20 protein-coding genes are annotated in these 23,218 nt (G+C 58.3%); 13 read left to right on the top strand and 7 right to left on the bottom strand.

Annotated features, from left to right (window positions below; all coding sequences use genetic code 11):
• Nucleotides 1–46 precede the first annotated feature (46 nt).
• On the top strand, nucleotides 47–1,081 hold the full coding sequence (gene hemE / locus Q0903_RS19370) for a uroporphyrinogen decarboxylase (protein WP_299417953.1): 1,035 nt from the start codon (nucleotides 47–49) through the stop codon (nucleotides 1,079–1,081).
• 78 nt (nucleotides 1,082–1,159) lie between these two features.
• On the opposite strand, the gene Q0903_RS19365 is transcribed toward hemE, so the two are convergent.
• Nucleotides 1,160–2,179 (bottom strand): replication initiation protein, encoded by a 1,020-nt coding sequence (locus Q0903_RS19365; RefSeq protein WP_299417950.1) that lies wholly within the window; start codon nucleotides 2,177–2,179, stop codon nucleotides 1,160–1,162.
• Nucleotides 2,180–2,793: 614 nt separating this feature from the next.
• On the opposite strand from Q0903_RS19365, the gene Q0903_RS19360 reads away from it, so the two are divergent.
• Nucleotides 2,794–3,996, top strand: coding sequence for an AAA family ATPase (locus Q0903_RS19360; RefSeq protein ID WP_299417948.1), 1,203 nt, complete (start codon nucleotides 2,794–2,796; stop codon nucleotides 3,994–3,996).
• Nucleotides 3,993–4,985: a ParB/RepB/Spo0J family partition protein gene (locus Q0903_RS19355; RefSeq protein WP_299031961.1), complete on the top strand. Its 993-nt coding sequence runs from the start codon at nucleotides 3,993–3,995 to the stop codon at nucleotides 4,983–4,985. Before Q0903_RS19360 ends, Q0903_RS19355 begins: the two co-directional genes overlap by 4 nt.
• Before the next feature lie 51 nt (nucleotides 4,986–5,036).
• Here the strand turns inward: Q0903_RS19355 and bchO are convergent, their stop codons facing one another.
• Genes bchO through crtA form a run of 4 tightly spaced genes read right to left on the bottom strand, consistent with a single transcriptional unit; the run spans nucleotide 5,037 to nucleotide 9,246 of the window.
• On the bottom strand, nucleotides 5,037–5,909 hold the full coding sequence (gene bchO, locus Q0903_RS19350) for an alpha/beta fold hydrolase BchO (RefSeq protein WP_299417946.1): 873 nt from the start codon (nucleotides 5,907–5,909) through the stop codon (nucleotides 5,037–5,039).
• A 3-nt stretch (nucleotides 5,910–5,912) separates the two neighbouring features.
• Nucleotides 5,913–7,541: a magnesium chelatase subunit D gene (locus tag Q0903_RS19345; RefSeq protein WP_299417944.1), complete on the bottom strand. Its 1,629-nt coding sequence runs from the start codon at nucleotides 7,539–7,541 to the stop codon at nucleotides 5,913–5,915.
• Nucleotides 7,541–8,548, bottom strand: a complete 1,008-nt coding sequence (gene bchI, locus Q0903_RS19340) for a magnesium chelatase ATPase subunit I (RefSeq protein WP_299417942.1) — start codon at nucleotides 8,546–8,548, stop codon at nucleotides 7,541–7,543. Before bchI ends, Q0903_RS19345 begins: the two co-directional genes overlap by 1 nt.
• On the bottom strand, nucleotides 8,545–9,246 hold the full coding sequence (gene crtA, locus Q0903_RS19335) for a spheroidene monooxygenase (protein ID WP_299417940.1): 702 nt from the start codon (nucleotides 9,244–9,246) through the stop codon (nucleotides 8,545–8,547). The genes bchI and crtA overlap by 4 nt, the downstream gene beginning before the upstream one ends.
• A 118-nt stretch (nucleotides 9,247–9,364) precedes the next feature.
• On the opposite strand from crtA, the gene Q0903_RS19330 reads away from it, so the two are divergent.
• From Q0903_RS19330 to Q0903_RS19315, 4 genes are all read left to right on the top strand, one after another.
• On the top strand, nucleotides 9,365–10,906 hold the full coding sequence (locus Q0903_RS19330; RefSeq protein WP_299031947.1) for a phytoene desaturase: 1,542 nt from the start codon (nucleotides 9,365–9,367) through the stop codon (nucleotides 10,904–10,906).
• Nucleotides 10,903–11,934 (top strand): 15-cis-phytoene synthase, encoded by a 1,032-nt coding sequence (gene crtB / locus Q0903_RS19325; RefSeq protein ID WP_299031944.1) that lies wholly within the window; start codon nucleotides 10,903–10,905, stop codon nucleotides 11,932–11,934. Before Q0903_RS19330 ends, crtB begins: the two co-directional genes overlap by 4 nt.
• A gap of 20 nt (nucleotides 11,935–11,954) precedes the next feature.
• A complete protein-coding gene (locus tag Q0903_RS19320; protein ID WP_299417938.1) occupies nucleotides 11,955–12,434 on the top strand; it encodes a TspO/MBR family protein in 480 nt (159 codons plus the stop codon).
• Between the two features lie 92 nt (nucleotides 12,435–12,526).
• A complete protein-coding gene (locus Q0903_RS19315; protein WP_299417936.1) occupies nucleotides 12,527–14,806 on the top strand; it encodes a mechanosensitive ion channel family protein in 2,280 nt (759 codons plus the stop codon).
• A gap of 6 nt (nucleotides 14,807–14,812) precedes the next feature.
• Here the strand turns inward: Q0903_RS19315 and crtC are convergent, their stop codons facing one another.
• Nucleotides 14,813–15,736 (bottom strand): carotenoid 1,2-hydratase, encoded by a 924-nt coding sequence (crtC, locus tag Q0903_RS19310; RefSeq protein WP_299417934.1) that lies wholly within the window; start codon nucleotides 15,734–15,736, stop codon nucleotides 14,813–14,815.
• Nucleotides 15,679–17,187: a 1-hydroxycarotenoid 3,4-desaturase CrtD gene (gene crtD / locus Q0903_RS19305; protein ID WP_299417932.1), complete on the bottom strand. Its 1,509-nt coding sequence runs from the start codon at nucleotides 17,185–17,187 to the stop codon at nucleotides 15,679–15,681. Before crtD ends, crtC begins: the two co-directional genes overlap by 58 nt.
• Nucleotides 17,188–17,325: 138 nt before the next feature.
• On the opposite strand from crtD, the gene Q0903_RS19300 reads away from it, so the two are divergent.
• The 6 genes from Q0903_RS19300 to bchY all read left to right on the top strand — a co-directional run bounded on the left by Q0903_RS19300 (nucleotide 17,326) and on the right by bchY (nucleotide 23,216).
• Entirely contained in the window at nucleotides 17,326–18,213 is an 888-nt protein-coding gene (locus Q0903_RS19300; protein ID WP_299031928.1) for a polyprenyl synthetase family protein, read from the top strand.
• Entirely contained in the window at nucleotides 18,210–19,325 is a 1,116-nt protein-coding gene (locus tag Q0903_RS19295) for a methyltransferase (RefSeq protein WP_299417930.1), read from the top strand. The genes Q0903_RS19300 and Q0903_RS19295 overlap by 4 nt, the downstream gene beginning before the upstream one ends.
• Before the next feature lie 136 nt (nucleotides 19,326–19,461).
• The gene (gene bchC / locus Q0903_RS19290; RefSeq protein ID WP_299031922.1) at nucleotides 19,462–20,403 is read left to right on the top strand and encodes a chlorophyll synthesis pathway protein BchC; all 942 of its coding nucleotides are present in this window, start codon (nucleotides 19,462–19,464) and stop codon (nucleotides 20,401–20,403) included.
• The gene (locus Q0903_RS19285; protein WP_299031920.1) at nucleotides 20,400–21,419 is read left to right on the top strand and encodes a chlorophyllide a reductase iron protein subunit X; all 1,020 of its coding nucleotides are present in this window, start codon (nucleotides 20,400–20,402) and stop codon (nucleotides 21,417–21,419) included. The genes bchC and Q0903_RS19285 overlap by 4 nt, the downstream gene beginning before the upstream one ends.
• Nucleotides 21,406–21,666 carry a hypothetical protein gene (locus tag Q0903_RS19280; RefSeq protein WP_299031917.1) on the top strand — a complete coding sequence of 87 codons (261 nt, stop codon included), beginning with the start codon at nucleotides 21,406–21,408 and terminating at the stop codon, nucleotides 21,664–21,666. The genes Q0903_RS19285 and Q0903_RS19280 overlap by 14 nt, the downstream gene beginning before the upstream one ends.
• Nucleotides 21,663–23,216, top strand: coding sequence for a chlorophyllide a reductase subunit Y (bchY, locus tag Q0903_RS19275; protein WP_299031914.1), 1,554 nt, complete (start codon nucleotides 21,663–21,665; stop codon nucleotides 23,214–23,216). The genes Q0903_RS19280 and bchY overlap by 4 nt, the downstream gene beginning before the upstream one ends.
• Nucleotides 23,217–23,218: the final 2 nt, after the last annotated feature.

Here is a 23,218-nt window from a genome sequence, read left to right as displayed (position 1 = left end):
TTTATCGCATGATAGATATAGCCAAATTCAAATATAGAGACAGCATATGACCGCCCAGAAAACAATCCTTCGCGCGCTTGCCGGCGAGACACTTCCCACGCCGCCGATCTGGATGATGCGTCAGGCGGGTCGCTATCTGCCGGAATACCGCGCAACGCGCGCCCAAGCAGGTGATTTTCTCAAGCTTTGCTATAATCCCGAATTGGCAGCCGAAGTGACGCTCCAGCCGATTCGACGCTACGGATTTGACGCGGCTATCCTGTTCGCCGACATTTTGCTGGTCCCCCAAGCCTTGGGCGCGGACCTTTGGTTCGTCACTGGCGAAGGACCGCGCCTGTCTACGATCACCACGCAGGCCGAACTGGACAAGCTGGTTCCAGCAGATGCGATCCACGACCACCTGTCTCCTGTATATGAGACTGTAAAAATCCTGTCCCGCGAATTGCCCTCCGAGACGACACTCATCGGGTTTGCCGGCGCACCATGGACGGTAGCCACCTATATGATCGCGGGGCAGGGCACGCCCGATCAAGGGCCCGCACACAAACTCAAAGCTGAAAACCGCGCCGTGTTCAATAGCCTGATGGAACGGATTACCGACGCAACAATCCACTACATGTCCAAACAGATCGAAGCAGGCGCCGAAGTGGTTAAGATCTTCGACAGTTGGGCCGGATCACTTCAGGGTAACGATTTTATGGACTACTCCATAAAGCCGATGGCCCGGATTACAGCCGCGCTTAAGGAAAAACATCCCGGCGTGCCTGTCATTGCCTTCCCGCGCGGCGCTGGCGAAAAATATGTCGGCACGCATGCGGCAACGGGTGCTGATTGCATCGCTGTAGATGATGGGGTGACCGCCGAATGGGCCGCCGCAAACCTGCAAACAGGCGGCTGCGTTCAGGGCAACCTCAAATCGTCGCATATGGTCTCTGGTGGCGATGCGCTTGTCTCCGAGACACGCCGCACTGTTCAGGCCTTCTCGAAGGGGCCCCACATCTTCAACCTTGGCCACGGCATCACACCCGACGCAGACCCCGAAAATGTACAGCTGATGATCGACACCGTGCGTAACGGCTGATCCTTCTATTTTTCTTGGCCATAAATCCTCCGGGGGCATCCTCCCTTGGGGGAGGATGGGGGCTGGCCCCCTACCCGCCTAGATCGGGTTAGCGGCCGCAAAGGTTTTGAAAAACGCCAAAAACGCGCGGTCAGGATCGCGCGGCGCATCTTTGCCTTTGGCCCAGTCGCGCCACTCGCCCTCCACATGGTAAATATCGTACCCAGGGTAGCGCAGGCGCGCTGTCTCATATGTATCCGGGCGCAGGGCAGCTCCGCGCGCTTCCAGCCAAACGGGACGCGGACGCTGGGGTTGGGCGCGCAGAGCCTCTGCCCGCTCTTTGCTACGTGTCTTGCGTCCTACCTTGGAAAACTCCAGTTCCCGCTCTGCCTCGGCCTCTGATGTCGCGTCTTTGCGCCACCAGCGCAGCTCTACGTGTGTCACCCGCCTGCCCGTCTTGATCGGTGCAACTTCAACCACATAATCGCTCAGCGCACAGACCTCTGATACCGCGGGGTCAATTGCCCGCAATTTGAGGTTCGACCATGAGGTCAGTTTCCCTTTCGGCACCCCCAGGATGCCGCGCAAATCATCGACACTGAATTTCTCCGAGGATTTCCACCGCAGGTTTCCACGCTTTTGTATCATCTCGTACAAAGTCAGCGCGTATTTTGAGCTGAGTGCGAACATAACCTCGCGCTGCAACCGCGCAAAAACGGTGCTGTCTTTGATGATCCGCCGCAACCGTGTCGGAATTTCGTATTCCAGCAAACCGTCGCGCCGTGTCGTCTCGATATTGCCGCCTAACAGTTGTACCCGCTCGATCGCGTCTTCCCCGTCTCGCTGCACTTTGACCTTCACGATAGAGCCCATCAATCGTTCGATCGATTCCCCTACGCGGTCGTTGGAGTTATGGGATCCACGCAGATCAGCCTTGGCTATGACATGTGTCACCGGTTTCTCAATCGCGTCCCACGCGTTCTCCAGCAGTTGATTGTATATCCGGCGGTCCGCAAGCGTCAGGGGCGTGACCTCGACAAGGTCCACCAGCTCTCCAGGTTTAACCAGACTATCTGCATTGGGTCGCGCCGTTATGGTGCGATAGGGTTTTGTTGCCATCTGCTCGCTTACACGCTTATTCTTACTTTTGTAGCTGTTGCTGTGTAAGATACAAGAAAAGTTGCCCATGGGCAATCACCCGAAAAGTAAGGCTTAAAGATCGCATTTTCACCCACCCGATTCGCATCTAACTGTATTCTACAGCTTTTTTCACCTACTCAAAGCACATCGCGGAGACACCCGAAACGTAAGAATTAAACATCGCCCCCAGACGTAATAGATACCGTCCCAACATGTAATTCCATGCGTCCCGATATGTAAGCAAACCCGCCCCTATACGTAAGGTTAGAGCCATATTCAGTAGTGTTTATAGGGGGTTCTGTGACTAGAACATTGAAGACTCTGAAAGAAGAACACAAAGGGGTTTTTCTGATATGGTATTTTAAGGGAATCCTGTCTCTGGGACTTCCAAATTACTATACCTTACATTTTGGGTGTTTGATGGCCAATGGCGCTGAATGAGTGGCCATAGATCGCCCAAAACAGCAAAGTTCCGGCCAATTTGTCAGATACCGCCATTTTCGCGTCTTTTTGTCGTTCTCATCAAATATTCACACTTGAGCATCAAGGCATGGCAGTTCATGATTCGCAGATAATCATAACATGAGGATCTCATGGAGCAGCCCGTACTTCCCCCCGTTACACTTACTGAGCTTGACCAGCTGGCCACCCGTGCTTCGACAGTCATCAACAGATTGCGTGACCGCCTCTTTGCCCCTGGTACTAGCAAAACACTGGATCTGCGCTTTACCGTGCGAAAGGCCGCAGCGATGGTAGGGCGCAGCGATAAACTGATCCGCGATGCAGAGGCAGACGGTCGCTTGCCCGCACCTCAGAAAGACCCACAGACAAAGCGGCGCACTGGCTATAGCCTCGCACAGGTCAATGAGATGCGGCGCGTGTTTGGCACCCTGCCCCACCGCAGCGACGATGATCCTGCGATGGTCCTTGCCGTGCAGAATTTTAAAGGGGGCGTTGGCAAGTCCACGATGGTTTGCCACCTTGCGCAGTTCCTTGCACTCAAAGGATATCGGGTATGTGTGATTGATTGCGACAGTCAGGCCAGCACGACCAGCGTCTTTGGCCTCAACCCCGATATTGACGTGGATGAAGAGGAGGAGACGCTCTATCCCTTCTTCCGGCATGGTGGGCCAAAGACGCTGCATTATGCCCTGCGTGGCACCTACTGGCCGGGTATTGCCCTGATCCCTGCGAACCTTGGGCTGTATGATGCCGAATATGAATTTGCCGCCCGTATGGCCCGCGACCAGACCTTTGTGCTCGACCGTTTGCGCGACGGTATTGATAGCATCAAAGACGAATTTGATGTGATCCTGCTGGATCCGCCCCCTGCCCTTGGCATGCTGTCGCTGTCGGTACTGCGCGCAGCCAATGCGATTGTTATCCCTGCCCCCCCAAACAACATTGATTTCGGCTCTACCGCGCATTTTCTGAAAATGATGGGTGCAACACTTAGTGAGCTGGCGCGCGCGGGGGGTGCGCGCGATTATGCTTTTATTAAAATTCTCGCGACAAAGATGAACGACAGCAAATCCGCCCATCAGGCGATCAAGCGGATGATGGATGCGGTCTTTCCGCTGGATATGCTGAACGCGGTGCTGAAAGACAGTGCCGAGATCGACAATGCTGCGGCCAATCTGGCCACGGTGTACGAATTGACGGGGCCTGCCACGCGCACGGACACACATAAACGCTGTCGCGCCTACCTTGACGCGGTCAACAGCGAGATTGAGCTGCTGATCCGTAAGACATGGCCAAGCCACCACAAGAACCTGCGTAAGGAGGGACTGCTATGAGCAAGAAACATGACGCCATTTTTGACGATGTGCTAAGCGATCTGGACACACCTGCACAACCACAGGCGCGCGAATCTGCGCGGTTCCTCAAGCGTTCAACCACTATCAACGACCGCCTGTCGGGTGAGTTGGAAGAGAAGACCTTGCGCTGGGTGGATCCGTCCGAATGCCGCATGTGGGAGCGTCACAACCGTGATTACGAGTTGCTGAACGAGGAAAACTGCCGCGATCTGATTGATGGTATTCGCGCACAGGGACGGCAGGAATTTCCAGCCATTGTTCGGCCCATTGATGACCCTGAATATAAATACGAGGTAATCTGTGGTGCGCGCAGGCACTTTGCCGTCAGCTGGCTGCGGGCCAACAATTACACCCAGTTCAAATATCTGATTGAAGCGCGTGAGATGACAGATGAGGAGGCATTCCGCCTTGCTGACATCGAAAACCGCGAGCGTGAGGACATCAGCGATTACGAGCGTGCGATTGATTACGCAGATGCCATTGCGCGCTATTATGGTGGCAAGCAAAAAGCGATGGCAGAGCGGTTGGAGGTCAGTCAGCCGTGGCTGTCGCGCTATCTGGCGCTGGCATCGCTGCCCGACCAGATTGTCGGTGCATTCCCGTCTATTCGCGATATCAAGGAACGCCACGCGCGTGACCTCAAACCTCTTTTGGCGCGTCCTGCAACAGCTGAACCAGTGATGGCCCAAGCTGCACGGATCGGGGCGCAGCAGCAATCAGCCCGCAACGGGCGCGGCCCCTTTATCGATCCTATGGATGTCGTTAAGCAGTTGCGCCAAGCGGCCGAAGCGCCCAAGGCCAAACCGGCCCGCAAACCTGACGAGGCGATCTATCGCAGAACTGCGGGGGAGAAGGGCATCACCGCGCGCAAGCGGGGTCGCAAGTACCAGCTTGAGTTTGAGGACAACCTGTCAGAGGCAAGCCTGCGCGGTGCGTTTGATGCATTTGTGAAGTCGCGCTTCAACTAAGCGGTTGCCCATGGGCAATTATTGCACAATGCATTGAAAAAATTAAAAAATTTAGGTATGCGGCGTGATATCTGCCAAATAGGCAAGGATCAGCGCCGCAATCTGCTCTGGCGCTTCCTCATGGGCAAGGTGGCCTAGATCGGGTAGCTCGCTATGGCGCAGTCCTGTCACACGCTCTGCAATCTGTTTGGATGTGGCGGCGGGCACTGCGCGGTCATTCGCAGCAGCGATCAACAGACCTTGTGCATCGCTTTGGGGTAGGCGTGATAACAGCGGGTTCAAGTCCCATTGGGCCATCATCTGAAGGGTTGCGTTTACATGACTGCGGTCACTCACCAGCGCACCGTAATGCCGCAAGTCGTCCGCGGGCAGTTTCGATCCGGTTCCGTCAATCAACCGCTGTACCGAACGCGGGTTGCCAGACGAGGCGGTGAACAGCCCTGCCACACCGGGCATCATTGCCAGCGCCTTGGCCATAAGTGGAAACATCAGACCTGCGACACCTTCAAAATTCGACAGTGCCGCGTTGATGCCGATGACATGCGGTGCAGGGGCGGGCAGGCGGGGCGCTAGATCAAACGCTACAGCGGCTCCTGCGGAATGGCCGATAATCGCTTGCGGGTGCCAGTCTTGGTCAGCGCAGAGCAGTGCGATATCCTCCGCCATAAACTCCAGCCCGCAGCGGGCCTGTGCGCCCAAACGGGTAAAACCCTGACCGGGCAGATCGATGGCCACAACGCGGTGCGTGGGGGTGAGCAGGGGGATCAGATGGCGAAAGCTCTGCGTGCTGCCGCCCGCCCCATGCAGCAACAATAGCAACGGGCCGGTGCCTGCATCCTGTATGTGCCATTTGTGCGGTTTGCACAGAACAAAGCTGGATGTGTCGGCATGGGGCCAGTTGCTCTTATGCTGTTGCCAGTCCACGGCCTAGCCCTCCAGTGTAGAGGAAACGGCGTCCGACAGGCTGTGCGCATTGGCGCGGGGCAGGGCGATATAGGTGCCACCCGTGATGTCGGCGATACGGGCAAGTGCTGCTTCGGGGCGACGGCCTGTGTCGATGATGATTGTCTCTGACCCACTATTACGCATGGCCTGCGCAGCGGCTTGGGCATCTGCTGTCGCGGCAGTGCGGTTTGCGGTGCCATCAAGTGCCATGTTGGCGCGCCCGTCTGTCAGGACGATAACGGTGGGTGTCAGGCCCCTGCGCAGGGCTTGTTCTGCCATTGTATGTGCCGCCACCAGCCCTGCAGCCAGCGGCGTTGCACCGCCGCCCGGCAGATCGGCCAGTTTGCGTTTGGTCTGCACCAGAGAACGGGTCGGCTCCAGCAAGACCTCTGCCTGCGCGCCACGGAAGGCAATCAGTGCCACGTGATCGCGCCGCGCATAGGCTTGGCCCAACAGCAACTCAATCGCGCCTTTCGCCTCACCCATGCGGGCCATCGCGGCAGATCCCGAGGCATCTACCGCGAAAATCAATACGCGGTCCGACATATCCACATATCGTTTATAGCGCAGATCGCTGTGGCGAATGATCGGGCCGGTGCGTTGGGGTGCGTCGCGTTTGCGCAGGGTTTGCCAAGGTACGGCAGCACGCAGCGTAGCGATCAGATCAACACGGCCCTTTGCCGCGCCGCCGTCGCGCGCGGGAAGGGGGCGACCGCGCCTGTTACCGATTTTTTTCCGCCCTGCGCCGCTGCCTGTGGCGGTGCGGGGGCCTGTATTTGCCCTCAGATTGTCCAATATATCGGGCGGAAGCATTGCGAGCACGGTATCTAGCAGCATGTCCTGCGGCAGCGCGTCTTGCGGCAACGCTTCGGGGGGCGTGTCAGCGCTATCGGGTGGTGGCGTGTCGTCGGGGGTGTCTTGCGGGCTTTCATCGGCAGGCAATTGTGTGGCGCGGTGGGCGAATACCAATGCAACAGCAGCGGCCACATCTTCGTCTGTTGTCTCCCTGCGTCCGTTCAGCGCCGCGTGGGCCTTGGCCGCACGCAGGGCAAACCCTACGGCCCGCAGGCTGACGATGCCCAGCCGTACCGCCAGCATCACCAGTGTATCTGCCAGATCGTCAGGCGCACGAACGCGGCCCAAAGGCGCAGGCTGCGGCCATGCGGGGGGCGGTGTAATATCCCCAAGCGCGCATTCGTTTAGATCGACGCGAAAAGCAAGGCGGTCCGCGAGGGCAGGGGGCAAGGTCTCCTCCTCAATCCCCTCGTCCAGCGCGATCAATGTGTTGCCTGCCTGCGCATCCAGCACGGCGGCGAGGCGGGCAGCTGCATAGGGGTCCGTCCGTTCGGCCATAGCAAGAATAAAAGGGCCGGCGCGTGCCAGCAGACCGCGCGTTTCTGTCAAAGTGCCGGATGAAAGCGTGGCAGATACATCAATGCCGCCGTCCAGCGCATCGGCGGTCATTGCGGGGTGCAGGCGGGTGCTGTCGGGCAGCACTGCTGTTACTGCATCCCGAACAGCACTTGCGCGGGCACGTATGACGATGCCGCCCAAAGCAGGGTCCAGCGCCAGCAGCGCGAGGGCCGTATAAGCTCGGGCGAACGGCTCCATCAGGCGCCGAGTGTTTCTTCTACGATGCGTGCCACGCGGGTGCCTGTGCCTGCATCATCCAGCGGATCGCGGCGCATACGGTGGCGCAAGGCCAAAGCAGCGACATCGCGGATATGTCCCCGTGTTAGAGCCGTATCATCGCGGAACGCCGCATAAGCGCGCGCGGCCTTGAGCAGCGTCAACTCCCCCCGCAATCCGTCAGAACCGAGGGCGATGCACAGCTCTGCCACGTCACGCAGGCTTTGCTCGGGGGTGGTGAGTTTTTTCAGCGACAGACGCGCGGCAATGATCTGGTCGCGCAGCATACCGTCCTCGGCCTGCCAGCGTACCATAAAGGCGGCATTATCGTTTTCGTACGCATCGCGGCGTTTGATCACTTCGATCCGCTGGTCAATATCGGTGGGAGAGGCGACATCGACAGACAGGCCAAAACGGTCCAGCAGTTGGGGCCGCAACTCTCCTTCTTCGGGGTTGCCGGAGCCGACAAGTACAAACCGCGCCGCATGGCGGATCGACAAGCCTTCCCGCTCAACCACATTTTCGCCCGATTGCGCAACGTCAAGCAGCAGATCAACGATATGATCCTCTAGCAGGTTCACCTCGTCGATATACAGGTATCCACGGTTGGCACGTGCCAGCAGGCCCGGTTGAAACGCCTTTTCTCCGTTGCTTAGTGCTTTTTCGATGTCCAGCGCGCCTGTCACGCGGTCCTCTGATGCGCCAAGCGGCAAATCAACCACTGGAGTAGGGATCTCATGCAGTGTATCAGTCTCTAAATTAGCCCAATCGGGACAATCGGCAGGCTTGGCCGCGTTGACGGGGCAGCCTTTGACGGCGGTTATAGGCGGCAACAGGGCGGCCAGCGCACGGACGGCGGTGGATTTGCCTGTGCCACGGTCGCCAAACACCAATACCCCGCCGATGCTGGGGTCAATCGCTGTCAGGATCATCGCGCGCTTCATGTCTTCTTGGCCCACGATGGCGGAAAAGGGGAAGGGCTGTTTCATGGGGTATCTTTCGGTGCGAGTGGGGATGCCCCGCCCCATGTGCCGCGGTCGGACACAAGGGAAAAGCGGGCATAAAGTTCTTCGGAGAACCAGCCATCGCTGCGCACGGCCTTGATGGCCTCTGCATGCGGGCCGGTGCGGGCAAAATTGTTCATGGCGGCAGCGTTGGGCCAGATGGAGAATGTCACTTGATGAACCAGCGGTTTTTCACCGATGCCGAGTTTGAACAGCACCGAAGGGTCGGTGCCGATCACAGCAGATATGTTTGGCACGCGTCCCCAGAACCGTCTTGCCATACCCGGCTTTACACTGGCGCGGGTAAGGGCGGCGATGGGGCCGTTGGCGGGTGCGTTTACGGGAACAAACGGTTGCACCCCTGCCCAATCACCGCGCGCCGAAGTGGGCGACATGTAAACTGTCCAGTCTTCGACCGATTTGGCGCGGTAGCGTGCAAAAACGCCACGCGCGGTCTCTCGTTCGGCGGTTTGGGCATCGGGCCATGTAGCGAGTATTGCATAGACAGACAGATTCGGTTTGGGCGTGAACCCTTCGCCGGTGCCAGAGCCACAGAGCTTCCAGAATCCGATGTCGGGAGTGCGTGCCATTGGCCTGCGTGCAAGGCCCATCATCGCAAACGCCCATAGGCGTGCGGTGGTGCTGCCAAAACGGAAAAAGCTGAGGCTAACAACTTGTTGCACGTATCTGAATCCCTAATCTGTCTAGTTAGGTTGACATAATTTTGCACGTTAGGAAAGGGTGTACACTTAAGTGCACACAAAGATTGTAAATCAAACTAGACAGTTGTAGCCTGATCCTATGATAGATTCACAAAACCTCCCCGACAATCGTGCCATCGTTATTGGCGCAGGCCTTGGCGGCCTTGCCGCTGCGATGCGACTGGGGGCAAAGGGCTATGCCGTTACTGTTCTCGACAGGTTGGACCGCACCGGCGGGCGCGGCTCCTCCATCAGCCAGCGGGGCCATCGGTTTGATCTGGGGCCGACGATTGTAACCGTGCCGCAGGTGTTCGAATCCCTCTGGGCCGACTGTGGCCGTGATTTCCGCGCTGATGTTGATCTGCGCCCGCTTGATCCTTTTTATGAAATCCGCTGGCCGGACGGGACCAAGTTTGAGGCCTGCGGGGATGATGCGCGTATGTTCGCAGAAGTTGAAAAGATCAGCCCGCGTGATCTCAAGGGGTATAAGCGGTTTCTCAAGGATAGCCATGCGCGATACGTCGTAGGCTTTGAAGGAATGGTTGCAAAACCGATGCACCGCATCTGGGAGACAATCAAGGTTCTGCCCAAATTTGCGATGCTGCGGGCAGATCGTTCGATCTATGCCCATGCGGCGTCCCGCGTGAAAGATGAAAAGCTGCGCATGGCGCTGTCGTTCCACCCGCTGTTCATTGGTGGCGATCCAGCGCATGTGACCTCGATGTACGCGCTGGTTGCGCATCTTGAGAAAGAATACGGCGTGCATTACGCCATGGGTGGCGTGCAGGCCATTGCCGACGCCATGGCTGGCGTGATCCGCGCGCAGGGTGGCATCATCCGCCACGGTGTCGAGGCGGACGAGATTATCGTCGCAAACGGTGCCGCCAAATCCGTGACCCTGACCAATGGTGAAGTGCTGGATGCCCCCCTGATCGTGAGCAATGCAGATGCGGGACATACTTATGCCCATCTGATGCGGAACTTTAAGAAAAAGCGTTGGACCGCGCCCAAGCTGCGGCGTAAACGGTGGTCGATGGGCCTGTATGTCTGGTATTTCGGCACCAAAGGCACGGCGCAAGCCTGGCCTGATATGGGCCATCATACCATTGTGAACGGCCCCCGCTTTACCGGATTGCTGCGCGACATCTTTATGCGAGGCAAGCTGTGCGATGACATGAGCCTGTATATCCACCGCCCCTCCGTGACAGACCCGACGGCGGCACCCGCCGGTGATGATACGTTCTATGTATTGTCGCCTGTGCCGAACCTTGCGTGGGACAATGCGGTGGATTGGAAAACCCAAGAGCCGAAATACCGCGAACTGGTTGCCGCCGAGATTGAAAAGCAGATGCCGGGTTTCCGCGACAAGATCACGACCGAGCTGGTCTTTACCCCCGAAGATTTCCGCGATCGCTATCTCAGCCCGCATGGTGCCGGTTTCTCGCTAGAGCCGCGGATTTTGCAATCTGCATGGTTCCGCCCCCATAACGTGAGCGAAGAGGCGCGGGGCCTGTTTTTGGTCGGTGCCGGCACGCACCCCGGCGCGGGCCTGCCCGGAGTGGTGAGCAGTGCCGAGGTATTGGCCAAGCTGGTGCCCGATATGGAGGTTGTGGCCGATGCGCCGCAACTGGCCGCAGAATGATCGCGCCTGCCGATCTCGAACATTGCCGCGCGGTGATCCGTACCGGATCGCTGTCGTTTCATGCCGCATCCAAATTGCTGCCATCGTCGGTGCGTGATCCTGCACTGGCGTTGTATGCCTTTTGCCGTCTGGCCGATGACGAGGTTGACGAGGGCACTGCCAAGGGTGCCGCCGTGATCGCGCTGCAAGAGCGTCTTGATCTGGCCTATGCTGGTACGCCGCAGAACGCCCCAGAAGACCGTGCCTTTGCTGCCATTATCGAACAGTTCGATATGCCGCGGGCCTTGCCCGAGGCCCTGTTGGAAGGGCTGGCATGGGATGCGGTTGAACGCCGTTATCATACGTTGTCTGACGTGCGTGAGTATTCGTCGCGCGTAGCTTCGGCAGTGGGGGCGATGATGTGTGTGCTGATGCGCGTACGGGATGCCGATGCGCTGGCGCGCGCCTGTGATCTGGGTGTTGCGATGCAGCTGACCAATATTGCCCGTGATGTAGGCGAAGACGCGCGCGCGGGCCGTATCTATCTGCCGCTCGACTGGTTGGAGCAAGAGGGGATGAACGTCCCTGATTTCTTTGATGCTCCCGAAGCAACGCCCGAAGTGCGTCGCATGGTCAAACGTCTGTTGGCCGAGGCGCGGCGCCTGTACATCCGGTCTGAGGCCGGCATTAGTGCTTTGCCCGTTGGTGCGCGTACCGGTATCTTCGCAGCCCGCTATATCTATGACGGCATCGGTGGTGCGTTGCGCCGCAACAAACACGATTCGATTAACTTCCGCGCCCGTACAACCAAGGCGCAAAAAATAAAGTTGATCGGCAAAGCAGGGGTGCGTGCCGCGGCAACAATCGCTCTGCCCAGATCTCCCGTAATATTCGCCAAACCCTTGCCAGAGGTCGCTTTTCTGGTGGATGCAGCCGCCGATAACCGCGTTACGACACCCACCCGAATGGATGGCCTGATGGAGGTTATGGCGGAGCTGCGCGCACGCGAGCAGAACCAACGAACGCTTCAAGGGTTGGCCGCAGAGTAAATACACCCCATATCTGCGTCATGGACATATATCTTTTTGCGATTTTCATGCTGGCGTGCTGCGCCGCGGGTGCCACTGGCGCGGTCTTTCAGCCGGGTGATTGGTACAAGACACTTGATAAGCCGTGGTTTACCCCGCCCGATTGGGCGTTCCCCGTTGCTTGGACAACGATTTATTTGCTGATTTCCTTCGCGGGCGCACGTCTGGCTGTGTTGGATGATAACGCTTATGCGATGGCGTTCTGGGCGGCGCAGGCGGCACTCTCCACACTCTGGACGCCACTGTTTTTCGGGCTGCGTCGGATCAAGGGATCGCTGGGCGTTATGGTGCCCTTGTGGCTGAGTGTGCTTGGCTGCCTCGTCACAGCCTTCTCGCTGGATTTTTGGGCAGGCATGGCGTTTGTGCCTTATTTGGTTTGGGTCACTGTCGCGGCTGCGCTGAATTTTGAGATGTGGCGCATGAACCGCGATGTTGTACCGATTACCGTTAACGATATGTAGCACGGATGCTTGGGCGGGTTGCCTGTGGGTGGTTGTATAAAATCTCCTTTACCCGTTTAGTCCTTGGGGAATGACCTAAGGGGACGAGGATCATGGTGATACGGTATCTTGGTGCGCTTTTCATCGCTGTATTTGCACTGGTTGGTGCGGCCAGTGCGCAAATGTCGATCCTGTCCTCGCCCGAGGCAGATACAGGCACGCCGGCCCTGCCTGATCCTCTGACCACCGAGGCCGCGAATGCGCTGATCTCGCGGCTGTCCGATAGTGAAGTACGCGCCCTATTGCTCGACCAGTTGGGAACGCAGGCGGCGCTGGCTGCAAAAACCGAGACAGAGGCCACCGAAGATTTTATCTATCATGCGACGACGGGCGCGTGGCAGTCGGTTGTTACGCCTGTGCAGCGGTTGCCCGATCTGTTTTCGGGACAGGCGCGGGCATTCACAAATTTTTACGAATCCATTGGGGGTGGCAGCGGGGTGCTGCAGCTTCTGGGGTATATGCTGGTGGTGTTCGGCATCGCAGCCCTTGCCGAGATGCTTTTCCGTCGTGCCACGCGCAATTGGCAGATCTTGCCGCCTGCTGATCCTGATAACATCAAACTGCGTGAGACGATGCAACTTTTGGTGCAGCGCCTGACGACGCAAGTGATTGCCGTAGTCATTTTTGTGCTGGTGGCCCGCACCACAGGCAAGCTGATTTTGCCGGAAATGTTCTTTCCCACGGTGCAGCTGGTCGGGATATATCTGATCGGCTTTCCGCGCATGATGCTGGCATTCGCGTTCTTCTTCTTTGCGCCGATGAACCCTGAATACAGGTTGCTGAATGTCACCACACCCATCGCGCGGGCGTTTTGTTTTCACCAGTTCTGGCTGGCCATCTTGATCGGATTTTCCGCTGCGATCCAGGTTTTCAATGCCAACAACGGTGTCCCGCTGGGGGAGTTGCGGCTGGGGTTCTGGCTGAACCTGTCACTGCATATCTATCTGATCGTGATCTTCTGGCGCTACCGCGAGGCGGGTGTGGGAATGATGCGCGGCGCTGACCCTGATGTCACACCGATGGAAGAGCGTGCAGCGCAGCTGTATCCCTATGCCAACATCGCTGTGTTTGTAGTAATGTGGTGGATCATCAACATGGTGGTCAGCTACGGCAACTTTGAGTTGCTGGGCACTGCACCGCACTACAAAACCATGCTGCTGCTGATGTTTGCTCCCGCGATGGATACCGCCATTCGCGGCCTTGTGCGTCATCTGACCCCTGCCATGACCGGCGAAGGGCCCATGGCTGAGCGCGCTTATTACGCCTCCAAACGTGCCTATATCCGTATCGGGCGTGTGGTGATTTTTGCTGTGGTGGTTCTGTCGATCGCCAACTTCTGGGGGATGAGCGCGCGGTCCATTGCCGAGGCAGGCGTGGGCGCGCAGTTTGCCGCCAACATAATCGAATTTCTTATCATCATGTCCATCGGCTATCTGCTGTATGAGGCGGCATCGCTGGTCATCAACCGCAAGCTGGCGGCCGAGCAGACCGCATCGGGCTATGTGCCTGACGAACAGGAAGTGGGCGGTGATGGCGGCGGTGCGGGGGGATCGCGTCTGTCGACAGTGTTGCCGCTGATATTGCTGGTCACGCGAACGGTGATTGTGACGCTGTTTTTGTTGCTGGGCCTCAGCAACATCGGGGTCGATACCACGCCGCTTTTGGCTGGTGCCTCTATCGTTGGTCTGGCCATTGGTTTTGGTGCGCAAAAACTGGTGACTGACGTTGTGTCGGGCGTGTTCTTTCTGGTGGATGATGCGTTTCGCGTGGGCGAATATGTGGACGTGGAGGGGACGATGGGCACGGTCGAGAAAATCTCGATCCGCTCGATGCAGCTGCGTCATCACAAGGGGCCTGTGCATACGATCCCTTATGGCGAGATTCCCAAAGTCACCAATTTCTCACGCGATTGGGTGATTATGAAGCTGCGCTTTACGGTGCCGTTCGACAGTGACCCCATCAAGATCAAAAAGATATTCAAGAAGATCGGTCAGGATCTGATGGCCGCGCCCGAGTTCGAGGGCGATTTCCTGCAACCGTTCAAATCCCAAGGGGTGCTGGAAATTGACGATGTGGGCATGGTGATCCGGGGCAAGTTCATGGCCAAACCGGGCAAGCAGTTCATGATCCGAAAAGAGATTTTCAACCGCGTGAACAAAGATTTCGCCGAGAACGGTCTGGAGTTTGCCCGCCGCGAGGTGCGCGTGGCGCTGCCATCGATGAGCGGGCAACATCTGACTGAAGAGGATAAGCAAGCCATTGCCGCAGCGGCGACGCAATCGGTGCAGGACATCGCGCCCGATGCTGCGGGTGGTAAAGACGGCCAGCGATAGGCCCGCTCAGAACTGCCAGTTGCGCCTGCGCGGCACCCGTACCGCCAGCATCGGTTTCAGCAATGGTTGTTTGTAGCGGTCCAGATCGAGGGCTTCGTGGACGCCTTGCACTGTTTCGCCGTTGACGGTCGTCTCTACCACCGAACGGGAATAGAACGGCGCGTCCAGCATCGGTTTGATCTGGCGTGGCGTGGTGCCTGCATCGGCGCGGGTTTCGCGGCGCAAGGCCCATAGTGTGCGTTTGAATGGTGTGCGGGCGGGTGCGTCTATCAGCTTGGCCTTGCCATTGCGGTCAAAAGCGATTGCCGCATCCAGCGCTGTTCCGTCACGGCGGTTTGCATCATAAAAACATGTGGCGCCGTCACGGGTGGGGTAGCGGCCCCATGTCCAATAGCTGAAATCCTGCTCCAGCGGGCGGGTGCCGAAGTTGGCGTCGAAATAGCCATGCCCGTTCCATTGCCAACCCGGCGCTTCCAGATCAACCCTTATGCGTGAAGAAGGTGCGAAGGGCCGCCAGACATGCGCGCCATCGCGGGTCAGCGGCAGCTCGACGTTTGTGACAGCCTCTGGCGTGATGGTGATCTGGCCTTGCACGCGGCTGATGATCGGGGGTGATGAAATTTCGTTAATGTCGATGACCAGCTGTTCGCCGTTCCAGTACATGGAGGACGGCCCGACCCGCAGCATATCCGGCGTGGCTTGCAAGGCGTTCTCGCCACGGTCGGTCATGGTGAACCTGCCGCCTGCACCGTATGTCGCCACGTTGATGCAGCAGTTGTTTGACGGATTGCCCCGCCCAGACCAGTGATACCAAGGCGAAAAGACCGAGCCGATGAACCCGATGACAGAGATTGCTTTGGTCCCGCAATCGCTTACGCCGTCGACATACCACCATGCGTAGCCGCCTGCTGGGACGTCGAGGTTAAACATAGGTCGCTGATCATCGCCTCTGCCGCAAGCTGGCCGGAGAGCGTGGCCATCGGCACCCCCGCGCCCGGGTGTACCCCGCCCCCCGCCAGATATAGTCCGGGCATTTTTGTCCGTGCTGTCGGGCGGGCAAACGCTGCCATCATCCCCGCTGGGGATCGCCCGTAGAGAGACCCGTTCGATGCCGGAAACAGAGCGTCGAAGTTGCGCGGCCCCGTCAGGGTGCTGATGTCTGGCGCGGGGCTGAAGGTCAGCCCGAAGCGTGCCAGCCTGTTGAAGATCGATGTCTGACATTGCGCGTTCTCCTGTGGGTAAGGGGTGGGGGCATCGGGCGCGGGAGGGGCGTTGAGGATGATCTCGAACCGCTCGGGGCCGTGCGGATGCGCGCCGCCAAAACGGTCCTGCGCACAGATGTATAGGGTGGGGTCGGGCTGGATACCGCCAGCGGCAAGGGGGGCATATTCGCCCTGCGGATTATCGGCGAAAAAGACGTTATGGGCAGCCAGCGGAAAGCCATCGGTGGGTTCGGCGGCAAAAGCTTGCACTTGGGCAGACAGGCTGCGCGGTTCGGTTCCGCTGGGTGCGATGGTATCGGTCAAAGCAGTGCCTAACATCCCGCGGCTCAGCGCGCGCGGATCGCCGTTGAACAGCACGGCGTCGACAGGTGTGCGTCCCGCTTCGGTATGAATGGCGTAGGGGTGGCCTTGGGTTGTCTCTATGCGGGTGACATGCGTGTTGAATTGAAACGTCGCACCCTTTTGTGCCGCCAGTTTTGTGATCGCAGCGGCCAGTTGATGCATCCCGCCTTGTACATGCCAGACACCGCGCCGTTCGGCCTCCCAGATCAGGGACAGCACGGCGGGGGAGGTGGCGGGCAACCCGCCCACGTAGGTGGCATAACGCGCAAAAAGCTGGGCAAGTTTCGGTTCGGAAAAAGCACTGCGCAGCATCCCCGCAAGGGTGTGGTGCGGGGCCATCGCGCGGATCAGCACAGGGTTGCGCAGTACAGCGAGCGTGAGCGAGGCGATGCTGGGGGTCTGTGCGCGCATCATTGGTGCATCGAACCCGTTAAACAGCGTTTCGGCGCGTTTGCAAAAGCGGGTGAAATCCTGCGCGGCGCGCGGGCCAAAGGCATCGCCGATATTTTCAACGCTGGCTGCATGATCTGCCATCAGGTCCAGCGTGGTGCCGTCTGCCCAGAAATGACGCGCCAATAGCGGCTCTTGCAGCAAGGTGACGTGATCGCTGAGCCGTGTACCCACATCGCTGAACAGGGTGTCAAAGACGTGCCTCATGGTCAGTACAGTCGGGCCTGCATCCACTGGACCTGCCACAGTTGGCAGGGTACGCATTTTGCCGCCCGGTGTCGCGTGACGTTCAAAAACCGTGACCTGTGCGCCGCTGTGCGCAAGACGCAGCGCGGCGCTGAGCCCGCCGATTCCCGCTCCGATCACGGCGATATGTGGGTGTTGCTTTATGATGCCATGCTCCGACGGGTGATTGACAAGTGGCTTGAATGTGTCCAGTTTAGTTTACAGTTAGGCTGTCAGCAACAGTTTACATTATAAATCGGACGGCTGAGGAAAAGCATCATGTCATTTGCCAAAAGAATAGACAGCGCAATCATGCAGGCCATCCGCGACGGACAGACCGCGCCCAGCCCCGCCAAACTGGCCGAGGCGCTGCATTACGCCGTCACACCAGGCGGTGCGCGTATCCGCCCTACCATATTGCTAAGCGTTGCTGCCGCCTGCGGGGACCAAAACCCCAAACTGGCCGATGCCGCTGCGACCGCGCTTGAGTTGATGCACTGTGCCTCGCTGGTGCATGATGATTTACCTTGTTTTGATGATGCAGACACGCGCCGCGGCAAGCCTTCGGTGCATAAGGCCTACAGCGAATCACTGGCAGTATTGGTGGGCGACAGCCTGATCATTATGGCCTTCGAGGTGCTGGCCAAAGCTGCTGCTGATGATCCAATGCGCGCCGCTGCGATGATGCGCGTTCTGGCCACCCGCTCGGGCATGCCAAACGGCATTTGCGCGGGGCAGGGATGGGAGAGCGAGAGCGAGATTGATCTGTCCGCCTATCATGCCGCCAAAACTGGCGCGTTGTTTATGGCTGCTACCCAGATGGGTGCCATCGCAGGCGGGCAGGAGGGTGAGCCATGGGAAGAATTAGGCGCGCGAATCGGTGAGGCCTTTCAGGTCGCCGATGATCTGCGTGATGCGCTCTATGATGAAGAAACGCTGGGCAAGCCTGTTGGGCAGGATGACTTGCACGGACGCCCCAACGCTGTGACGCAGTTGGGCGTGGATGGTGCGATCCAGCGGATGCGTGATATTCTGGGGGGGGCCATCGCCTCGATCCCCAAATGCCCTGGCGAAGCGATGCTGGCTGCGATGGTGACAGCGCAGGCCGAGGTGTTGACGCCGATCAAATGGCGCGCAGCACAGGCCGCAAAGATTGCTGGCGAATGAGCGATTCTACCTACACCGGTATAGGCTCACAGCCCACATGGATGAACCGTCTGCTGTCTGGACGCGGCTTTCAGAAATGGGCCGCACAGTTCCCGTTGACCCGCCGCATCGTGCGCCGTGAAGGCGAGGCGATGTTTGATCTGTTGGCAGGGTTTTGCCATTCCCAAGTGCTGTCCGCACTGGTGCAACTGGAGATCCCGCAACAGCTGATGCAAGGGCCGCTGGATGCTGACGCCTTGGCTGCGCAGTCCAGTGTTCCGCCCGAGCGGATGCAAATTCTCTTGCGTGCTGGCGTGGCCTTGGGGGTGCTGAAAACCCGCCGCGCGGGGCGCTACGGCCTGAGCCGCACGGGCGCCGCGCTCGTCGGTGTGCCGGGGCTAAGCCAGATGATCGCACATCATGACGTTCTTTATCGTGATCTCTCTGATCCTGTAGCGTTCTTTCGTGGTGAGGTGCAGACCGAGCTTGCGGGGTTTTGGCCTTATGTTTTCGGTGGCAACATGGAGCCCGAGGTCGCTGCGACCTATTCCGATCTGATGGCGCAGAGCCAGTTATTGGTGGCTGATGATACGCTGGCTGCTGTTGATTTTGGCGGTATCTCGCGGCTGATGGATATCGGCGGCGGATCAGGTGCCTTTCTGACGGCCGTTGGCGCTGCTTATGGCGAGATAGAGTTGTGCCTGTTTGATCTGCCCGAAGTGGCCCCGTCTGCTACCGACCGATTCGAGGCGGCAGGCCTTTCGCAACGCAGCAGCGTCATTGGCGGTTCGTTCCGCGATGATGCGCTGCCGCAGGGCGCGGATGCGATCAGTCTCGTGCGGGTTTTGTACGATCATAGCGACGAGACTGTCTCGGACCTTTTGGCCGCATGCTATGCTGCGCTGCCCAGTGGCGGACGGCTGATCATCTCCGAGCCGATGACAGGTGGTGCGCGGCCCACGCGGGCGGGGGATGCCTATTTCGCCCTGTATACGCTGGCAATGCGCACAGGGCGCACGCGCTCGGCCTACGAGATTTCCAGCCTGTGCCATGCAGCTGGTTTCGAGAGTGTGAAAACGCCGACGGCAGCCCGGCCCTTTGTCACTTCATGTGTCGAGGCGCGTAAACCGTAACATTCTTTAGACAGCAATGTGTCCATTTAAGTTGACACTATGATATGTCTAGTTAGTATTACAGATAGATAAATTGTCGCAGTGAGTCCTTTTCTCTTGGAGATGGGGTGCGGCACGAAAAGAACCGGAGACTGAATTGCAAACCACTGCTGTCATTCTGAAAGAGCCCAAAACGATCGGGCTTGATGTGTTAGAGGTAATTCCGCCCACACAGAATGATATTGTCGTGCAGGTCAGTCATTCGGGGATTTCCACCGGTACGGAAAAGCTGTTCTGGTCCGGCGATATGCCTCCCTTTCCGGGAATGGGTTATCCGCTGGTGCCAGGGTACGAAGCTGCTGGTGAAGTTGTCGAGGCGGGTTCTGCCACGAACTTCAAAGTCGGTGATCGTGTTTTTGTGCCGGGTGCCAATTGTTTTGACGGTGCGTTCGGATTGTTTGGCGGGGCGTCCAGCCTGTTGGTCAGCGATGCAGAGCGTGCAACACGGATTGACGCGGGCTTTGGTGCGCAGGGTGCATTGCTTGCACTGGCGGCCACAGCGCGTCACGCAATGGCGGGGCCAAACAAATCGGTTCCCGATCTGATTGTCGGTCACGGTGTTCTTGGTCGCTTGTTGGCCCGTTTGACTGTTGCTGCTGGCGCGCCTGCGCCGACAGTTTGGGACACGAACCCCGATCGCCATGTAGGTGCTGTTGGCTACGACGTCATGCACCCCGATGATGATCCGCGCAAAGACTATATGTCCGTCTACGATGCCTCGGGTAGCGATAATATTCTGGGCCAGTTGATGGGCCGGATCGCGCGCGGTGGCGAGATTGTTCTGGCGGGGTTCTATCCCAACGCCATCAGTTTTGCCTTCCCGCCTGCCTTTATGAAAGAGGCGCGGTTTCGCATTGCTGCCGAATGGACGCGTGACGATCTGACAGCCACGCGGGCGCTGGTTGAATCCGGCGCTTTGAGCCTTGGCGGCCTTATTACCCACACATCACCGGCAACCGACGCGTCGAACGCATACCACACAGCGTTTTCCGATGCGGCTTGCCTGAAAATGATCATCGACTGGAAAGGTCACGCATGACACTTGATATCCCAAATCTCAAAGATGGCGGCACCATTTCCGATTTTGACCAGCGTTTGCGTGACGAGGCGAACGAAGATCTGGCAGACATCATCCACGAAGAGCCGACCTCCAAAACCCAGATCATTGCGATCTATGGCAAAGGCGGGATCGGCAAATCCTTTACGCTTGCAAACCTCAGCCACATGATGGCCGAGCAGGGCAAACGTGTCTTGTTGATCGGGTGCGACCCCAAGTCTGACACCACCTCCCTGCTGTTTGGCGGCAAGGCGTGCCCGACCATCATCGAGACATCGACCCGTAAAAAGCTGGCTGGTGAAGAAGTGAAGATCGGCGACGTATGCTTTAAGCGTGGCGGCGTTTTCGCGATGGAGCTGGGCGGACCGGAAGTGGGCCGCGGATGTGGCGGACGCGGGATCATTCACGGCTTTGAACTGCTGGAGAAGTTGGGCTTCCATGATTGGGACTTTGACTATGTCCTTCTGGATTTCCTCGGTGACGTGGTTTGTGGCGGCTTTGGCCTGCCAATTGCCCGCGACATGGCGCAAAAGGTTATTCTCGTCGCCTCTAATGATTTGCAGTCGCTGTATGTGGCCAACAATGTCTGTTCGGCCGTTGAGTATTTCCGCAAGCTGGGTGGCAACGTCGGTGTTGCGGGTCTTGTAATCAACAAAGATGACGGCAGCGGTGAAGCTGCGGCATTTGCCAAAGCGGTTGATATTCCAGTGCTGGCCGCAATCCCTCAGGACGATGATCTGCGCAAGAAATCCGCCAATTACCAGATTGTAGGCACCAACGAGAGCCAGTGGGGCGCATTGTTTGCAGCCCTTGGTGATGAAGTCTCGGTTGCGCCGCCCGTCCGGCCAAACCCGCTGACCCAGGATGGTCTGCTGGATCTGTTCGACGCCTCCGAAACCGGTGGCAATGTCGTGCTGGAACCTGCAACCGATATGGACATGCGCGGGAAAAACGCAGCCCCCGCCGAGAGTCTAGAGGTGATCTATGACACCGTATAAAGCATATATTTTTGACGAGCTGAAAGCGGTTTTGGCAAAAGCCGAGCCGGAGCAGATCGAACGTCTGCTGCATGACATTGCGCAGGGTACGTTTTTGGAGACTGCGCAAACACGTGCGGGTGACAACGACAACCAGACCAATGTCACGAACATGGTGAAGCACCGTATCGAGGCCGCAGATTGCGCGCCTACACAAGAGTTGTCTGACGCTGCGCGCGACACGCGTCGCATGAGGTATTCATCATGATGGACGACCCGAGCCATATCGCTTCTGAAGTCGTGCCGGAGGGGCAGACCGATGCGCCATCCGTGCCGATGACACAGGACGGGCTTGGTTGTTCTTCTGGATCCGAGATGGAGAAGGCCGCCCGTTTGGCGGGTAACTCCGAAATGCTCGATCAATTCGCTGCCGATTATCCCACTGGCCCCCACGATCAACCGCAGAGCATGTGCCCTGCGTTTGGCTCCTTGCGCGTTGGTCTGCGGATGAAACGGGTGAAAACGATTTTGTCCGGCTCTGCGTGCTGTGTGTATGGGCTGACATTCGTGAGCCATTTCTACGGTGCGCGCCGGTCTGTTGGGTATGTGCCGTTCAATTCCGAGTCTCTTGTCACGGGCAAGCTGTTTGAAGATATCCGAGAAGCGGTTCACGAGGCTGCTGATCCAGAGACGACAGATGCGATTATCGTGACGAACCTGTGCGTGCCTACCGCATCCGGTGTGCCCCTGCGTTTGCTGCCAGACGAGATCAACGGTGTAAGAATTGTTGGGATCGATGTGCCGGGCTTTGGCATACCCACCCACGCCGAGGCCAAAGACGTGTTGGCCGGTGCGATGCTGAAATATGCCCGCGAAGAGATCAAGGCAGGCCCCGTGCCGATGCCTGCGTCGGGCAAGTCAGACCGTCCGACAGTGACCCTGTTGGGTGAGATGTTCCCCGCCGACCCGATGATGATCGGGCAGATGCTGGCCCCGCTGGGTCTGGCTGTGGGGCCTGTTGTACCTTGCCGTGAATGGCGCGAACTTTATGGCGCGCTTGATTGTGGAGCTGTTGCCGCGATCCATCCGTTTTATACTGCTGCAGTACGCGAGTTTCAGGCAGCGGGCCGTCCGGTTCTGGGCTCTGCTCCTATCGGTCTGGATGGAACAGCAGGCTGGCTTAAAGGCATTGGTGATATTTTTGGTTTGTCCGCCGAAAAGGTCGCAGAGGCGCAAAATATGTTTCTGCCCGCGATCAAGGCAGCACTTGCTGCGACGCCGATCAACGGCACGATCACGCTGTCGGGCTATGAAGGCTCCGAACTGCTGGTCGCACGTCTTCTGATCGAAAGCGGCGCGAACGTGCCTTATGTCGGAACGGCCTGTGCCAAATCCGAATGGTCGGCTGCGGATGCCGCCTGGCTTGAGGCCAAAGGCGTCAAAGTGAAATTCCGTGCATCACTGGAAGATGACTGTGCCGCGATGGAAGCAGTGCAGCCTGACTTGGCCATCGGCACCACGCCTGTTGTGCAAAAGGGCAAAGAGCTGGGCATTCCGTCTCTCTACTTTACCAATTTGATTTCTGCGCGCCCTCTTATGGGTGTGGCGGGTGCAGGCTCGCTGCAGGAAGTTGTAAACGCGGCCATGGGCAACAAAGAGCGCATGGGCAAGATGAAGGATTTCTTCGAGGGTGTGGGCCATGGCGACACAGCTGGCGTTTGGGAAAAATCCCCCAACGTGAAGCCAGAGTTCCGCGCCCTGAACGCCAAGAAGCTGGAGCGCGCCGCCAAGGCCGCAAAAGCGGCGGAGATGATTTGATG

The organism is uncultured Sulfitobacter sp., from assembly GCF_947502895.1.
In the GTDB taxonomy this organism is placed as follows: Bacteria; Pseudomonadota; Alphaproteobacteria; order Rhodobacterales; family Rhodobacteraceae; genus Sulfitobacter.
The sequence above is the reverse complement of the archived record's forward strand: the minus strand, read 5'-3'. Positions and strand labels throughout refer to the sequence as shown.

Excerpts from the sequence above, each read along its gene's own strand:
- Q0903_RS19330 (WP_299031947.1), top strand. The coding sequence starts at position 9,365 with ATGATAGATTCACAAAACCTCCCCGACAATCGTGCCATCGTTATTGGC.
- Q0903_RS19360 (WP_299417948.1), top strand. The coding sequence starts at position 2,794 with ATGGAGCAGCCCGTACTTCCCCCCGTTACACTTACTGAGCTTGACCAG.
- bchY (WP_299031914.1), top strand. The coding sequence starts at position 21,663 with ATGATGGACGACCCGAGCCATATCGCTTCTGAAGTCGTGCCGGAGGGG.
- Q0903_RS19280 (WP_299031917.1), top strand. The coding sequence starts at position 21,406 with ATGACACCGTATAAAGCATATATTTTTGACGAGCTGAAAGCGGTTTTG.
- crtC (WP_299417934.1), bottom strand. The coding sequence starts at position 15,736 with ATGTTTAACCTCGACGTCCCAGCAGGCGGCTACGCATGGTGGTATGTC.
- Q0903_RS19300 (WP_299031928.1), top strand. The coding sequence starts at position 17,326 with ATGTCATTTGCCAAAAGAATAGACAGCGCAATCATGCAGGCCATCCGC.
- Q0903_RS19295 (WP_299417930.1), top strand. The coding sequence starts at position 18,210 with ATGAGCGATTCTACCTACACCGGTATAGGCTCACAGCCCACATGGATG.
- Q0903_RS19345 (WP_299417944.1), bottom strand. The coding sequence starts at position 7,541 with ATGGAGCCGTTCGCCCGAGCTTATACGGCCCTCGCGCTGCTGGCGCTG.
- hemE (WP_299417953.1), top strand. The coding sequence starts at position 47 with ATGACCGCCCAGAAAACAATCCTTCGCGCGCTTGCCGGCGAGACACTT.
- Q0903_RS19285 (WP_299031920.1), top strand. The coding sequence starts at position 20,400 with ATGACACTTGATATCCCAAATCTCAAAGATGGCGGCACCATTTCCGAT.
- Q0903_RS19315 (WP_299417936.1), top strand. The coding sequence starts at position 12,527 with ATGGTGATACGGTATCTTGGTGCGCTTTTCATCGCTGTATTTGCACTG.
- bchI (WP_299417942.1), bottom strand. The coding sequence starts at position 8,548 with ATGAAACAGCCCTTCCCCTTTTCCGCCATCGTGGGCCAAGAAGACATG.
- Q0903_RS19320 (WP_299417938.1), top strand. The coding sequence starts at position 11,955 with ATGGACATATATCTTTTTGCGATTTTCATGCTGGCGTGCTGCGCCGCG.
- Q0903_RS19355 (WP_299031961.1), top strand. The coding sequence starts at position 3,993 with ATGAGCAAGAAACATGACGCCATTTTTGACGATGTGCTAAGCGATCTG.
- Q0903_RS19365 (WP_299417950.1), bottom strand. The coding sequence starts at position 2,179 with ATGGCAACAAAACCCTATCGCACCATAACGGCGCGACCCAATGCAGAT.
- crtB (WP_299031944.1), top strand. The coding sequence starts at position 10,903 with ATGATCGCGCCTGCCGATCTCGAACATTGCCGCGCGGTGATCCGTACC.